The 14,851-nt window shown below is 41.9% G+C and carries 12 protein-coding genes and 1 pseudogene; 9 read left to right on the forward strand and 4 right to left on the reverse strand.

All coding sequences use genetic code 11. From position 1 onward, the window contains the following. Nucleotides 1-30: 30 nt before the first annotated feature. Nucleotides 31-939, reverse strand: a complete 909-nt coding sequence (gene metA / locus P343_RS29340) for a homoserine O-acetyltransferase MetA (protein WP_023510418.1) — start codon at nucleotides 937-939, stop codon at nucleotides 31-33. 734 nt (nucleotides 940-1,673) lie between these two features. On the opposite strand from metA, the gene P343_RS29345 reads away from it, so the two are divergent. The 7 genes and pseudogenes from P343_RS29345 to P343_RS36745 all read left to right on the forward strand — a co-directional run bounded on the left by P343_RS29345 (nucleotide 1,674) and on the right by P343_RS36745 (nucleotide 10,094). Then, nucleotides 1,674-2,855 carry a branched-chain amino acid ABC transporter substrate-binding protein gene (locus tag P343_RS29345; RefSeq protein WP_023510419.1) on the forward strand — a complete coding sequence of 394 codons (1,182 nt, stop codon included), beginning with the start codon at nucleotides 1,674-1,676 and terminating at the stop codon, nucleotides 2,853-2,855. Nucleotides 2,856-3,098: 243 nt separating this feature from the next. Next, complete coding sequence (locus P343_RS29350; protein WP_023510420.1) at nucleotides 3,099-4,091, forward strand: branched-chain amino acid ABC transporter permease; 993 nt, start codon at nucleotides 3,099-3,101, stop codon at nucleotides 4,089-4,091. Nucleotides 4,092-4,101: 10 nt separating this feature from the next. After that, nucleotides 4,102-5,388 carry a branched-chain amino acid ABC transporter permease gene (locus tag P343_RS29355; protein ID WP_023510421.1) on the forward strand — a complete coding sequence of 429 codons (1,287 nt, stop codon included), beginning with the start codon at nucleotides 4,102-4,104 and terminating at the stop codon, nucleotides 5,386-5,388. After that, nucleotides 5,385-6,161 carry an ABC transporter ATP-binding protein gene (locus P343_RS29360; RefSeq protein ID WP_023510422.1) on the forward strand — a complete coding sequence of 259 codons (777 nt, stop codon included), beginning with the start codon at nucleotides 5,385-5,387 and terminating at the stop codon, nucleotides 6,159-6,161. Before P343_RS29355 ends, P343_RS29360 begins: the two co-directional genes overlap by 4 nt. Continuing rightward, the gene (locus P343_RS29365) at nucleotides 6,154-6,882 is read left to right on the forward strand and encodes an ABC transporter ATP-binding protein (RefSeq protein WP_023510423.1); all 729 of its coding nucleotides are present in this window, start codon (nucleotides 6,154-6,156) and stop codon (nucleotides 6,880-6,882) included. The genes P343_RS29360 and P343_RS29365 overlap by 8 nt, the downstream gene beginning before the upstream one ends. Before the next feature lie 433 nt (nucleotides 6,883-7,315). Beyond that, complete coding sequence (locus P343_RS29370; protein ID WP_023510424.1) at nucleotides 7,316-8,593, forward strand: module of peptide synthetase; 1,278 nt, start codon at nucleotides 7,316-7,318, stop codon at nucleotides 8,591-8,593. Nucleotides 8,594-8,668: 75 nt separating this feature from the next. Next, nucleotides 8,669-10,094, forward strand: a pseudogene (locus tag P343_RS36745) (IS3 family transposase). A 139-nt stretch (nucleotides 10,095-10,233) separates the two neighbouring features. Here the strand turns inward: P343_RS36745 and P343_RS29375 are convergent. From P343_RS29375 to gpmA, 3 genes are all read right to left on the reverse strand, one after another. Further along, nucleotides 10,234-10,536 carry a hypothetical protein gene (locus P343_RS29375; protein WP_023510425.1) on the reverse strand — a complete coding sequence of 101 codons (303 nt, stop codon included), beginning with the start codon at nucleotides 10,534-10,536 and terminating at the stop codon, nucleotides 10,234-10,236. Between the two features lie 198 nt (nucleotides 10,537-10,734). Further along, entirely contained in the window at nucleotides 10,735-12,084 is a 1,350-nt protein-coding gene (locus P343_RS29380) for an MATE family efflux transporter (protein WP_023510426.1), read from the reverse strand. A 65-nt stretch (nucleotides 12,085-12,149) separates the two neighbouring features. Continuing rightward, nucleotides 12,150-12,851, reverse strand: coding sequence for a 2,3-diphosphoglycerate-dependent phosphoglycerate mutase (gene gpmA / locus P343_RS29385; RefSeq protein WP_023510427.1), 702 nt, complete (start codon nucleotides 12,849-12,851; stop codon nucleotides 12,150-12,152). A gap of 271 nt (nucleotides 12,852-13,122) precedes the next feature. On the opposite strand from gpmA, the gene P343_RS29390 reads away from it, so the two are divergent. Both P343_RS29390 and P343_RS29395 read left to right on the forward strand, forming a co-directional pair. After that, entirely contained in the window at nucleotides 13,123-13,623 is a 501-nt protein-coding gene (locus P343_RS29390) for an Lrp/AsnC family transcriptional regulator (RefSeq protein ID WP_023510428.1), read from the forward strand. Next, nucleotides 13,623-14,789 (forward strand): aminotransferase, encoded by a 1,167-nt coding sequence (locus P343_RS29395; protein ID WP_023510429.1) that lies wholly within the window; start codon nucleotides 13,623-13,625, stop codon nucleotides 14,787-14,789. The genes P343_RS29390 and P343_RS29395 overlap by 1 nt, the downstream gene beginning before the upstream one ends. The last annotated feature ends 62 nt before the right edge of the window (nucleotides 14,790-14,851 follow it).

Here is a 14,851-nt window from a genome sequence, read left to right on the forward strand (position 1 = left end):
TTCATCATACAGATTCTATTTAGGTAATCATTACTCCCACTGATAAGGGGTTTCCTGATACACATAGTAATTCAACCAGTTTGAAAAAAGAAGATGCGCATGGGAACGCCAATGATTCAGGGGCTGTTTTTGGGGATCATCATTTGGAAAATAATGATTCGGTATGTGCGGATTCATCCCTTTTTTTAGATCACGTTGATATTCAGTAGCCAATGTCCCTGTGTCGTACTCAAAATGACCGGTAACCATAATCTGTTTTCCGTGATTAGCCATCAGAACGAATGGGCCGGCCTCCTCAGATCCGGAGAGCAGATGAATTTCCGGATGCATGGTTAATGCTTCACGATCGACATCGGTAAAACGTGAATGCGGTGCATAAAATACTTCATCAAAACCACGTAAAAGCTTTTCCCTAGGTTCATTAAGTGTATGACTGAACACACCGGATAATTTTTCGGGAAGCATTACCTTATCAATGCCAAAATGATAATAAAGTGCTGCCTGCGCGCCCCAACAGATATGCAGTGTAGAAGTTACATGGCTGTTTGACCAGTCCATAATCTCTTTTAGTTCATTCCAGTAATCCACTTCTGAAAAAGGAAGACGTTCAACAGGTGCTCCTGTAATAATCATGCCATCAAACTTTTTATGTTTCACTTCATCAAAGACGGTGTAAAACTGATCGAGATGAAGATGGCTTGTATTTTTTGATTGATGGGTTGCCGTTCGCATGAAGGAGACATTAACTTGCAAAGGCGTGTTCCCTAGAAGACGTAGCAATTGAGTCTCTTCCATCTGCTTTTCAGGCATGAGATTCAGAATTAATATTTTCAAAGGCCGGATGTCCTGTGTAATCGCACGATCTTCATCCATAACGAAAATATTTTCATTCTCAAGCACCTCCCTGGCTGGAAGCAACTTTGGAATTTTAATAGGCATAACATCAGTTCTCCTCATGGTTTACTTGGTGTTTCTATTATAGTCTGTTTTAATTAGATCTACCAGTTCATCATTTATTTAGCAAAATATTGAATTTTTATAAAAAGATGTCGAAAATAGAGAATGAGAACTAGGCATTGTTATTCGATAAGCTAATTTTGAAAGAAGCTAAATGCTTTTTATGACCTTAATTTTCACTCGATTTTATTATACTATCACACAATAGAGACGTAACGCGAGACGTTATATTATTTGAGTGGGATCGCCATGCTGAAGTTGAGCATCTTACAGATCCGAAAATTGGCGAATTACATCCTGAAGACTGGTATCGTCATTTAAAAGGTTTAATGAATTTCAAAAAAATGGTAAAAGCCGCTCATTTTAATATGGGCGGCTTTTACTAGTTAATGAAATTAGTTTACCAAAATTATGTATTTTTCTAATTAATATCATTATTTTTACAAATAATTTTAGTCGAAAATTACAGATAAATGAAAACGCTATTATTGGCGGTATAATAGCATTTTTGCTAACATAGATTAAAGTGATGAAGCAAATAGAGTGTCAGAATATCTGACATAGATAATGACTATAGTCGCATAATAAATTATTATGATTTCTAAAGAGCCGCATTAAAAAGAGAGAAACAATAGAAAGAAATTGCGGGGGTGAGTCCTACATAAAACTATCTGAGTTTTTAGAGTTGTTCCGTTTTTACAAAAAGGAGGGTTAAAATGAGTTTAAAGAAAATCATCCCATTATTGGCAGTTCTGGTATTATTGCTAGGTGTTATCGGTGGTTGCTCTTCAAAATCAGGTGGTTCTAAAGGTAAGACTGTAATCGAAATCGGAAGCCAATCCCCACTGTCCGGTGGTAGCGCAACGCTTGGCGATGCGATTCGTCTCGGAGCTGAATTAGCCATTGACGATCAAAAAGCTGCATTTGCTAAAAAAGGTTTTGATATCCAATTGAAGGATATGGATGATCAAGGAGATCCAAAGAAAGGTGTAGCAAATGCCCAGATTCTTGCCGCTGATAAAAATGTTCTGGCACTTGTTGGCCACTTGAACTCAGGTGTTGCTATTCCTTCTTCTGAAGTATATGAAAAGAATAATCTAGCAATGGTATCCCCGGCAACAACAGCAACAGTTGTTACTGACCGCGGACTTAAATCAGTAAACCGTATCTGTGCTCGTGACGACTTCCAAGGTCCTGCTGGTGCGAACTTTGCTGTGAAGACACTCAAAGCGAAAAAAATCTTTATTATCCAAGACAAAACAGCTTATGGCTCAGGTCTTGCTGAACAATTCAGAGATCAAGCGAAAAAACTTGGCGCGGATATCGTAGGTTATGAAGGTATCACTGTTGGTGAAAAAGACTTCAGCGGCGTGCTTAGCCAAGCAGTTGCAAAAAAACCAGATCTGATCTATTTTGGCGGTGTATATGCTGAAGGTGGTCTGATCATTAAGCAAGCGCGTCAAAAAGGATTTAACGGCCCGATCATGGGTGGCGATGGTCTTGACTCTTCATCTACTGTACAAATCGCTGGCGATGCAGTCAAAGGTGTTTACCTGACATCTGTAGCCGGAGATGTATCAAAGACTGAAAAAGGTCAAGCATTTGCTAAGAAATACAAAGAAAAATTCGGTAAAGATGTTGAGTCTTATTCAGCATATGGCTATGACAGTGCAGCTGTTATCCTGAAAGGCATCATGAACGCGATCAATGACAACAACGGCAAAAAGCCAACTCGTGCACAAGTCGAGAAAGCAATCCGTGGCATCAAAGATTATGATGGTGTGACAACGAAAGTAAGCTTTAACGACAAAGGTGACAACACATTCGCTAAAGTTTATATCTACAACTTTGAACAAGCGAAATATCCGCCGGTTCAAAAAGCTGAAATCAGCCAATAATTCATATTACCTTATGAATTTGGTGTAGGACATTGATGAATAACTGATGTGCACTAAAAGGGTATGGAGTAACAAGCTATACCCTTTTAGGATTTTTTTAGAACTAAATCACATAATACAGAGCAGAATGTTTAAGTACATTCATTGCAAATACATCCATTTTGAGTTTGTTCAAAACAGAGATCAAAATCACTGGAATTTTTGAACTACTTATTTAACAACTTGTAGGAAAGTGGTGAGATAATGCTCGCACAAATCATTCAGAACTTGCCTCAGGTACTCATTGATGGCCTTACTCTTGGCGTTGTCTACGCAGTTGTTGCGATTGGCTATACAATGGTTTACGGCATTCTTGAATTGATTAACTTCGCCCATGGCGATGTGTTCATGACAGGTGCTTTTATTGGAGCGACCGTTCTCTTTCTAATGTTAGGTATGGGATTTTTAGCAGCAATGCCTGCCCTAATCGTTTTTCTGATCGTGATCGTTGTAGCAGGGATAGCGACCGGATTGTTAGGTGTCGGTATCGAACGTGTGGCATATCGGCCTTTACGCCGTAAAAATGCGCCCAAACTGATTGCTCTAATTACGTCAATTGGTATCTCATTTGTTCTTGAAGATGCTGTCCGCTTTATCGCAGAGCTAAAGACGGGTAACTATATTGTTACGGCACCTTCAATGTTCAACCATAGATTTAATCTTAATCTGCATCACATTATGCCATTCTTTGATAATGCGACGTTCCAAGGTTCATTCCTGCTTGTGCTTGCGGTGACGATTGTAATGCTTGTCTCATTGGACCTCTTTGTCAATAAGACGAAATGGGGCATGGCAATGCGTGCAGTTGCACAAGACCGTGATACAGCTTCTCTGATGACAATCAATGTGAACCGCGTCATCTCTGTTACTTTCTTTATTGGGTCGGCACTTGGTGGAGCGACCGGTGTTCTGTTTATGATTCAATATGGAACAATTGATCCATATATCGGATTCATTCTCGGCATCAAAGCTTTTACCGCAGCAGTTTTAGGGGGCATTGGAAACATTCGTGGTGCAATGTTTGGCGGTGTTATGCTTGGTCTCCTAGAAATGTTCGCTGCTGCTAACCTTTCGATTATCACCCATGGTGCGATGGGTGCTGAATACAAAGACGTGTTTGCTTTCATTATTTTGATTCTGGTACTGATCTTTAAGCCAGAAGGTTTGTTTGGCAAAGCCGTCGTAGAGAAAGTGTAGGTGACAAATTTTGAGTGCATTGTTTGATAAGATCGCCCAGAATAAAAAAAATCAGGTCATTTTATTTATTGCGTACGTCGTTTTAACAGGACTAGGACTATTTTTGTTACCTGATTCAACGATTGCGTTCTTATTGTTACTTTTCTCGATATTAGTTTTGTATTATTTAAATTTCAATCTTAGAGCCAAATGGGTAACTGGAATTGCGATTCTCGCAGTCCTTGTGCCATTAATAGCTAGCCACAGTGATTCGTACCAAACGTACATGGAAGTAGGAACGCTTGTCGGCATTTATTGCGCCATGGCTTTAGGTTTGAATATTGTTGTCGGATTTGCCGGGCTGCTCGACCTTGGATTTATTGCTTTTTTTGCAGTGGGTGCATATACCTATGCGATTTTTGCAAGTGGCCAGGCCTCTAAATTTATGCCATTTGGTCATTACCCACTCCCTGGCGACACATTTTGGATATTTATCTTTGTTGGAGCACTAGTTGCAGCGCTGTTTGGTATTTTGCTTGGTATTCCGGTTTTGCGTGTCCGTGGTGACTATCTGGCAATTGTTACCCTTGGGTTCGGGGAAATTATTCGCATCCTACTAAATAACATGGACCATCCGTTAAACATCACCAATGGTTCTATGGGGATTGCGTCGATTACCCCACCTAAATTCTTCGGAATCAGTATCGGAAACGCAAGTCAGTTTTACTATATCGCGCTTGGTATCTTCCTCGTTGTAATCTATGTCGTGCGAAAACTGGAAAATTCTAAGCTCGGACGATCTTGGAAAGCGGTTCGTGACAATGAAATCGCGGCTCAGGCAATGGGGATTCCGCTTGTAAAAACAAAGCTTGCAGCGTTTGCGATTGGGGCTTCTTTCTCAGGTATGATGGGTGCTGTTTTTGCTGCAAAGCAAATGTTTGTTGATGCGACTAGTTTTACTTATCTCGAATCAACAATGGTACTCGTTATGGTTATCCTGGGTGGAATGGGCAGTGTTCCAGGCGTTATTCTCGGTGCAGCAGTCGTAATCATCTTAAGAACGCAAGTTCTAACCAATATTTCAGATTGGCTCTCTCAGATGAGTACGAACTACGGTATTCCGATTCCACCTGCACTTTCTCCTGAGAAGATGCAGTTACTGATTTTCGGATTGCTACTCATTATTTTTGCACTCTACCGCACACAAGGCTTGATTCCACATAAAAACCGGAAGGTTGATGTAGAGCTTCTGAAGAAGGAATCAGCTGCGGCTGCTTTAGAACGTGAAAAATCGACATCAGGAGGTGCCGATTCGTGAACATTTTGGAAGTAAAGAATCTTACAAAACAGTTCGGAGGTTTAACGGCAACCTCAGACATATCAATGAATATTGAAAAGAACTCGATTACGGCGGTCATCGGACCCAACGGTGCAGGTAAGACAACCTTTTTCAATATGATTACGGCAGTGTACAAACCAACGTCAGGTGATATTCTTTTGAATGGGAAGTCGCTTGTCGGATTAAAGCCGCATCAAGTTTCGCAATTTGGTATTGCTCGTACTTTTCAGAACATTCGTTTGTTTAATGAAATGACCGTTCTTGAAAACGTATTGGTGGGTATGCACCAAAATCTGAAAGCTCACTGGGTCGGGACTCTACTTCAGCTTCCGCATATCCGCAAAATGGAAGAAGCGGCGAAAGTTGAAGCATATGATATCCTGAAGTACGTTGGCCTTGAAGATTATGTCAATGAAAACGCAGGCAACCTTGCTTACGGCGCACAACGTCGTTTGGAGATTGGCCGCGCAATGGCAGCAAAACCTAAGGTTCTTCTTCTTGATGAACCGGCGGCAGGCATGAATCCAAAGGAAACAGAGAAGTTAACGAATTTGATTTATGACTTGCGATCAAAGCTTGATGTCACCATCATTCTCATTGAACACGATATGAAGCTGGTCATGAAAATTTCTGATTATATTTATGTTCTTGATCATGGTGAGCTTATTGCTTCTGGAGAACCTGACGAGATAAGAACAAACAAAAAAGTAATCGAAGCCTATCTCGGTAAGGGGGCGGTCGCTAATGACTGAAACAGTAGCAGCCAAGCACTTTCTTGAAGTGAATAAAATTGATAGCTTTTACAGCCAGATTCAAGCCCTGAACGGTATTGACTTGTTTATTGATAAAGGTGAAATTGTGACCTTGATTGGAAGCAACGGTGCCGGTAAATCAACAACATTGAAGTCGATTAGCGGACAAGTTCGTCCAAAAAACGGTTCAATTATTTTCGATGGGCAGGACATAACGAAAAATCAGGCGCATCAAACAGCACTATTAGGTATTGCTCAGGTTCCTGAAGGCAGACGGATTTTCCCGAGACTTTCTGTCCGTGAAAATCTGCAAATAGGCGCTTTCTCAGTCAAAGATAAAAGTGTTGTTGCCGAACGGATGGAACGTGTATTCACGTATTTTCCACGTTTGAAAGAACGATTAGGTCAAAAAGGTGGGACGATGAGTGGCGGTGAACAGCAAATGCTTGCTATTGGTCGCGCTTTGATGATGAAACCGAAATTGTTGATGCTCGATGAACCATCAATGGGGCTCGCACCAATAATTGTTGAGCAGATCTTTGATATCATTAAAGAAATGAATAAAGAGGGCATGACAATCTTACTTGTTGAGCAAAATGCGTATCAGGCTTTACAAATTGCTGACAGAGGCTATGTCATCCAAACCGGTCAAATTGTTCTTGAAGGAAAAGGTGACGATCTAATGAAAAATGAACAAGTTCGAGAAGCTTATCTTGCCTGATTCATTCCGATAATTAGGTCAATTTCACAGGTGCTTTGCAAACGCCAGATTAACTCACTTACGGGTTATTCTGGCGTTTTTTTGCCAAAAATGACAGAGACAGGGTGAGACGCATTATTGCTCAACACACACAGGGGCTTTTATTTGATTGGCTATCCACGCAACCTTTATAATAATTACATCAGCATTAATCTGGAGGGAGCTGTCCAATCCATGAATTGGCTGCGAAGATCTATTGGCAAGCCTTTACGTTCTTTATTTGTTGGAAAACGATGCGCACTTTGTCATCGACACACAGCGGGATTGAGAAAATACATGGATGACCACGGAAAAATAATTTATATTTGCCCCTCATGTAGTAGCTATGCAGAACGAAGAGCGTTCAGGAAAATGCCATAAGTAAAAGGGTTTGGTTTAAGGAGGATGATCATGAATGGCGATACAACATAAGGTGTATCCAGCTGAAAGCGCGGATATCAAGCACTTTGTCTCAGGCGAAAAAAAGAAAAATGACCACTATTTGCATGCCGTCATTCGCTTTAATTCTCAAATCAATGAACAGTTATTAACACAAGCAGTAGAGGCAACTTTATCAGCACTGCCGCTGTTGTCCTGCCGCTATGTGGAAATTGACGAAAAGGCGTATTGGGAGGAAGCGGGGTGGACCGGAAAAGATATGGTGCATGTCACCATTCCGGATGATGCGGAAGTCTCTATTCAAAAAAACCTAACTGTAAAATTAGATGAAAAAACAGGACCGCAATTAAGCATTACCATCATCAGGGAGAATCATCAGGATACGTTAGCAATTGTGCTCAATCACATGATTTGTGACGGCGGAGGTTTCAAGGATTATTTATATCTTCTCAGTGATTGTTACTCAAAGCTTGCGGAGCATCTGCCTATTCCTGTTCCACTGATTGCAGATCCCTCGGCACGGAGCATTCATCAAGTGTTCGATGTGATGAATGAGCAGCAGCTGAAACAGATTAAAAGCGCGCAATTGACAAAGTATGAGCAGAGTGAGAAGGATTGGCTTCCATTAACCGGAGATGAGCGGAATCCATTTGTTTTGACACAACAGATTGATGCCCTGCAATTTGATCGCATCAAAGATTACGCCAAAGAAAAAGGTGCTACGATCAATGACGCGCTGTTTGCAGCTTATATTTGTGCATTGACTGATACGCTGAGCGCAAATCCAATCGTACTCGATTGCCCGGTTAATTTGCGTGCGTACTTACCATCTGGAGCGCAACCGGGCTTTTGCAACCTAACGTCTAACATCACTTGTGTTGTGCCGAATCACGTTGGAGCAACCTTTGATGAAGCTTTGACAAGCGTAAAGAAAGTCATGGATGAAGAGAAAGGGAGTCTCGAGCCATTGCGGGTGTATTGGGATTTGGAAGAAGCCTACCAAACCCATCCACTTGCTAAAGCCAAACAGATTTTTCCTACTATTTACAGTATTCCCGTGAATGGTATGACCAATATTGGAATAGTAGATGAACGAAATCTTAAATTCGCTGATCTGTATATTCGAGATGTTTTCATTTCCGGATCAATTAAGTATGCGCCTTATTTTCAGATTGCGGTAACGACATTTCGCAAGAAAATGACATTTAGTACAAATTTCCATGGTACGGATGAGGATAAGCAGTGGTTGGATGTATTTGTAAAGAATATGATTCATTATTTGCCACGCCCATAGTTGAATCAAAACCACCCTTCAATGAACTGACCCCCTGAAGTTGGACGATCAGAATCCAATTCAGGGGGTTTTACTATGACCAAGTATTCAATCGATTTTAAAATTAAGGTAATCAATGAGTATCTTCGAGGACTGGGAAGCACTTCGTTGTGCCATAAATATCACATTCCTTCAAAGAAAACAGTCTTAAATTGGGTTCATCATTATCAGACAAACGGTTTATCTGGATTTAAAAATCGTGATCAACGGGCAGAATGTTTTACCTTACATTTCAAATTAAAAGTATTAAAGTGGATGGAGGAGAATCATTCATCACTCGAAAATACGGCCTGTCATTTCAATATTTATTCTCCTTCCACGATTTATCAATGGAATCAGCGTTATAGATCCAAGGGAGTTGATGGGCTGATCAGTAAGAGAGGGCGTCCGCCGATGGGGAAACACAAGAAGATAGACGAAAAAATTCAAAAGAACTCCATAAAGGTTAATCAAGACCAATTACAAACAGATGCAGAGCGTCTGAAAGAACTTGAGAAAGAAAATGAACTGCTTCGTATTGAGAATGAGTACTTAAAAAAATTGGACGCCTTAGTTCGCCAGAGAGAGCAACGCGAGCGAAACAAACGCAAGTAGTTACTGAACTAAGGCAGAAATTCTCTCTGACTTCTATTCTTCAGGTAGTGAAATTACCTAAAAGCGTTTACTACTACCAGATCAAGCGTCAAAATAATGAGAGTCAGGATGCACAACTGGTGTCTGAAATTCAGGCAATAAAACAGGCTAATCCAGATTACGGTTATCGCCGAGTCGTGTTAAAGCTCCACCGTCACGGCGTAAAAGTCAATCATAAAAAAATCCAGCATCTCATGAGAAGGGAAGGACTGCAGTCAAGAGCATATAGGAAAACGTTCCGTAAATACAACTCCTATAAAGGAACTATAGGACAAATTGCCAAAAATCACATAAACCGCCGGTTTATGACGGATCGCCCTTATCAGAAGATCGTGACGGATGTATCCGAATTTCGCTGGGGGCATCAGACCATTCATGAACGGATCTATCTCTCACCGGTTATGGATCTTTACTCTGATGAGATTCTGGCATTCAATATAAGTGATCACCCGACGATCGAATTTGTGCTTAAACCGCTTCATGAAGCTTTGGAAAAGATACCGGAACATCATTATCTTACATATATTCATACGGATCAGGGATTCCAATATCAGAGTTCTGCTTGGCGCAAAGAGTTAAAAGTACATCACGTCCGTCAAAGTATGTCCCGTAAAGCGAACTGCTTGGATAATGCCCAAATGGAAAGGTTCTTTCACATCATGAAAGCTGAAACGGTAAGGAACCATCATTATCAGACACGACACGAAAAGAGCTGGAAACAGCTATGCGAGACTGGATTGAGTATTACAATACGTCTCGAATCAAAGAAAAACTCGGTGGTCTAAGTCCGATTGAGTATCGGATTTCAACCACCGAGCAAGCAGCTTAATAAAAATGTCCAACTTTTGGGGTTCGGATCACATAGCGGGTGGTTTTTTGTTTCGCACGCTACGCGTGCTCAACGGACTAAAGTCCATAAAAAAATCCGAAAGTCAGAAGATCATGACTTTCGGATTTATTTTTTTTATTTATTTTGAGTTATTCTTGAGAAGATTATAGGCTGTATCACTGATTGTAACGTGATCGGAAGAAGATGATGCTTGGAACGATTGTTCTGACTGAATTTGCCGGATCTGCCGATTCAGTCCATTAATGTTCTGTTCGATATGAGCCAGTGAATCTCGGCTTATATGGTCACTAGAATGAAAGTGCATCTGATCCACATCATATTCTAACGTTCTTTTTTCCTGTTGAAGCGCTGCAAGCTGATTATATGTATTCTTAATGGACTGCCCGGTCGTAATGACGGTCCGAATTTGAGGAACCTGCATCGATATCCACCCCGGATCAATGATTTGATTCCATTATAATTGTTTATCTCGGAGAAAAAAGGGACTTATGTGCTTATTTTCAAAGGAAACACAGCCAATAGGGACAAAGGTCTTGCTTCGAGGCGATCAATTCTCTTTGTTAAAAAGAGAATTGAGAGAAGGGGTGCCAGATAGCAATGTGAGAGCAAGGGTAGACGATTACTGTTTCTGAATGGCGTTAACCTTATGACGCTTGAACAATCTTTTATAACAATAAAAGAGAAATACAGCTTTAACGGTCAGATCAATGCCTTGTGCAATCCAAATACTGGCAATACCCATAGTATATTTGATGCCGAGCAGATAAATAAAAACAACACGGATGCCCCACATGCCGATCGCAGTACTGTACATCGGTGTTTTTGTGTCGCCAGCTCCTTGCAGAGCTCCAGCAAGGACGAGCCCAATTGCCAGAGGCGGCATGAAAAAGGCATCAATACGCATGGCTAAAGTAATCATATTTGCTGTGCTCTGCTGATCGGTAAACCAGTCGGCAAAGAATGGAGTAAAGAAAAATAGCAGGATTCCTGTGATGCTCATGATTGCGACAGATATAAGTGCAGATAAGAGTCCGTATTGATAAGCTTCATGGATCTTTTTCGCACCAAGCTGTTTTCCGACCAAAATCGTTGCGGCGACACCTAGTCCAAGCCCGGGCAGATAGGCGAAGGTTTCAATATTCTCAGCAATCGCATTGGCTGCATAAATTTCTGTTCCCATATGGACAATCATGCCTAAATAAACAACTTGTCCAAGACGCATAATGAGACGTTCACCAGTCGCCGGTATGGATAGTCGGATAATTTCCCATGTAAGCAGTCTGCTCGCGCGGTTCTTCTGCCAGAATGAGAAACTGATCGATGAGCGGCGGATCGCTATAAAGAGCATCGCTGCGCCTATCGTTCGTGTCAGTACCGTTGCGACTGCGGCTCCGCCTACGCCATACCCAGTAAAGTTAAAGATGCCGAAGATCAGGACATAATCGAGCGCAATATGGATCAAATTCATCCAGAAACTGATCAACATGGGTGAAACTGTATTTCCTGAGGCGCGCAGCACATTACCGAAGTTGATCATCAGTGAGATGACGAGAGATGGGATACCGACAATGCGAAAGTAAAAAGCGCCTTCTCTCAATACATCATCTCCTGCCCCCATCATCTTCAGAAGCGGTTCTGCGAAAAACAAGGTGAGCAACCCAAATAGCAGCCCAGCAATCAGTGTGATCCAAGTGGATTGCCGTGCTGCGTTTTGAGCGGCTTCATGATCTTCAGCCCCAATATGCTTGGCGATAATTGACGAAGTTCCGATGCCGATTGCCATGAATACAGCGATGTAGACGGCAAGCAGGGTATTTGCGACACCAACCGCCGTCACTTCCGCTAGCCCAAGACGGGCAACAAATAGTGTATCAACAAAGCCGACAACGGTCTGCAGTAAGCTCTCCACCATTGAGGGGATCGCCAGTGATAGGACTTGACGGCTTTTCTTCCATAACGATGCATCCAATAGCTAAACACAACCTTACCTGATTCCTGATGCCAATTTCGTCCGAACTAAGTCATATAACATGATTAAACGTTATATTCTCCTGCTAGTTCCTGTTTTGAAACAATGTTCAATTCTTGATCGAATTCATACACAACCGGAACACCCGTCGGGACATCAAACTGAACGATTTCTTCATCGGAAATCTGTTCAAGATATTTGACAAGCGCGCGAAGTGTGTTTCGATGGCTGACAACGAGCACATTTTTCCCATTCAGTAGTAATGGGGCGATCTCATCCGCCCAGCACGGAAGCACGCGATCGAGAGTAGTTTTTAAACTTTCGCCGCCAGGAAGAAATCTTGGATCGACATTACTGTAGCGCCGGTCATGGATCGGATGCCTTGGATCGGTTAGTTCAAGCATTGGTGGAAGCGCGTCATAGCTTTTCCGCCACCGACTCACAAGTTCTTTTCCCAGTTTATCCGCTGTTTCTGCTTTGTTCAACCGCTGCAATGCACCGTAACTGCGCTCATTCAGGCGCCAGGTTTTATTAACGGGAAGCCACTCTTGATTCATTTCTTCCAATATATAGTTGAGAGATTTGATTGAGCGTTTTAATACAGAAGTAAATGCGTAATCAAAAGTGATCTGTTGCTGAGCAAGTTTCTGTCCCGCATTTTTGGCTTCTTCAATGCCATTTTCGGTCAGTTCAACGTCTTCCCAGCCTGAGAATAAATTGGATTCATTAAATTCGCTCTCACCGTGCCGCACAACAACTAGTTTCATCTTTCATACCCCCGTACGAAGCGATCATTCAGTTAATTTTCACGCACAATTGAAAAGTCTTGTTAATTGATAGTATACTTTATTGAAATTAAATTTCCAAACGTAGCCCGTCTTGTATGACAAGAAAGATACGAATAACTTATTAAGTAAAGGAGTGTTATTATAGGCTTTAAAGCATTTTTTTACATAATTGGTGGTTACTGATCTTGTACCGTTATATAATGTCTGTAATAAAAGATGGCGCAAGACCGTTCAGAGAGGGATGATTTAAGTGAAGCTGACAGCAACAGAGATTGAAATTGCAGAGATTCTAGAAAAAGATGCACGCTTAACCAATGAAGATCTTGCCAAAATGACGAATCTGAGCATTGATCAAATCAATCAGATCGTTCGCAAGTTGGAAGAAACAAAAGTAATTGTTCGCTACGTGTCGCTTGTTGACTGGACGAAAATTGATGGGCACCAGGGCGTAACTGCGATGATTGATGTTAAAGTAACACCGAAAAGAGATGTTGGGTTTAATGATGTTGCAGAACGTATTTATCGTCACAGTGAAGTAAAATCTGTTTACCTGATGTCAGGTACTTACGATCTTTCTGTCCAGGTGGAAGGGCAATCGGTAAATGATGTTGCTCATTTTGTGAGCCAGAAATTGTCGACGATTGAAGGCGTCATTTCAACGACAACACACTTTGTCTTAAAAAAATTCAAGCATGACGGTACAGTCTATGATAATGATGATCATGATAAGCGAATTGTGGTGTCACCGTAATGGAACTGAAAACGTCGTATCTTGCTAAACATGTTCGAACGCTTCAGCCTTCTGGTATCCGCAAATTTTTTGACGCGACAGCAGGACTGACCGACGTGATCTCTCTTGGAGTCGGTGAGCCTGACTTTGTGACGCCTTGGAATGTGCGTGAAGCCGCCATTCTTTCGCTGGAAGATGGCTATACATCGTATACAGCGAACGCTGGGCTGCTCGAGCTGCGTGTGGAAATCTCGAACTATATCGATAATAACTATTGTGTAAACTATGATCCTGAATCAGAAATTACAGTCACCGTTGGGGCGAGCGAAGCGATCGACATTGCACTGCGCGCCATTCTAGATCCTGGTGATGAAGTGTTGGTCGTTGAACCTTGCTTTGTTTCTTATGCACCGCTTGTTACCTTGGCCGGCGGAGTCCCGGTTATCGTTGAATCAATGAAAGACAACGATTTTAAAGTGTTGCCTGAACAATTGGAAGCAGCGGTTACCGATCGAACAAAAGCGATCATGATTTGCTCGCCGAACAATCCTACCGGTTCAATGCTCAGCAAAGCGGAAATGGAGCGGATTGCTGACATTGCTAAAAAGCATGATCTGCTCGTGCTTTCTGATGAGATCTATGCGGAGCTTGTCTATGATGAACTTTATACTAGCTTCGCTGCAATCGAAGGCATGCAAGAGCGGACCATTCTCGTCAGCGGATTCTCAAAAGATCTGGCAATGACCGGATGGCGACTTGGCTTTGTGTGTGCGCCAAAGGAAATTACGGAGGGCATGTTGAAAATCCATCAATACGCGATTATGTGTGCTTCTACGATGGCGCAGCATGCCGGTCTTGAAGGATTAAAGAATGGCCGCCGAGATGTGGCGGAGATGCGCAAAAGTTATCGCCAGCGCCGCAATTACATTGTGCAGTCACTGAATGAAATGGGGCTTAAGTGTTATAAGCCTGAAGGCGCATTCTACACATTTCCGAATATTGAATCAACCGGAATGGACTCAGAAACGTTTGCGACCCGATTGCTGAAAGCTGAACGTGTTGTTGTTGTTCCTGGCAACGCCTTCGGCGCAAGCGGAGAGGGTCATGTTCGCTGTTCCTATGCCACTTCCATGGCACAGCTCCAGGAAGCAATGACACGAATGCGTCGCTTTGTGGAGAAATTGTAAGAAGAGCCGTTCCAGTTAAATCTGTGAACGGTTATTTTACATATAGAGATTTTGAATATCAT

The organism is Sporolactobacillus laevolacticus DSM 442 (genome assembly GCF_000497245.1).
Classification (GTDB): Bacteria; Bacillota; Bacilli; order Bacillales; family Sporolactobacillaceae; genus Sporolactobacillus; species Sporolactobacillus laevolacticus.

What these genes read in the sequence shown, in the direction of transcription:
- metA (WP_023510418.1), bottom strand. Translation starts at nt 939, where the DNA reads ATGCCTATTAAAATTCCAAAGTTGCTTCCAGCCAGGGAGGTGCTTGAG.
- P343_RS29345 (WP_023510419.1), top strand. Translation starts at nt 1,674, where the DNA reads ATGAGTTTAAAGAAAATCATCCCATTATTGGCAGTTCTGGTATTATTG.
- P343_RS29350 (WP_023510420.1), top strand. Translation starts at nt 3,099, where the DNA reads ATGCTCGCACAAATCATTCAGAACTTGCCTCAGGTACTCATTGATGGC.
- P343_RS29365 (WP_023510423.1), top strand. Translation starts at nt 6,154, where the DNA reads ATGACTGAAACAGTAGCAGCCAAGCACTTTCTTGAAGTGAATAAAATT.
- P343_RS29370 (WP_023510424.1), top strand. Translation starts at nt 7,316, where the DNA reads ATGGCGATACAACATAAGGTGTATCCAGCTGAAAGCGCGGATATCAAG.
- P343_RS29375 (WP_023510425.1), bottom strand. Translation starts at nt 10,536, where the DNA reads ATGCAGGTTCCTCAAATTCGGACCGTCATTACGACCGGGCAGTCCATT.
- gpmA (WP_023510427.1), bottom strand. Translation starts at nt 12,851, where the DNA reads ATGAAACTAGTTGTTGTGCGGCACGGTGAGAGCGAATTTAATGAATCC.
- P343_RS29395 (WP_023510429.1), top strand. Translation starts at nt 13,623, where the DNA reads ATGGAACTGAAAACGTCGTATCTTGCTAAACATGTTCGAACGCTTCAG.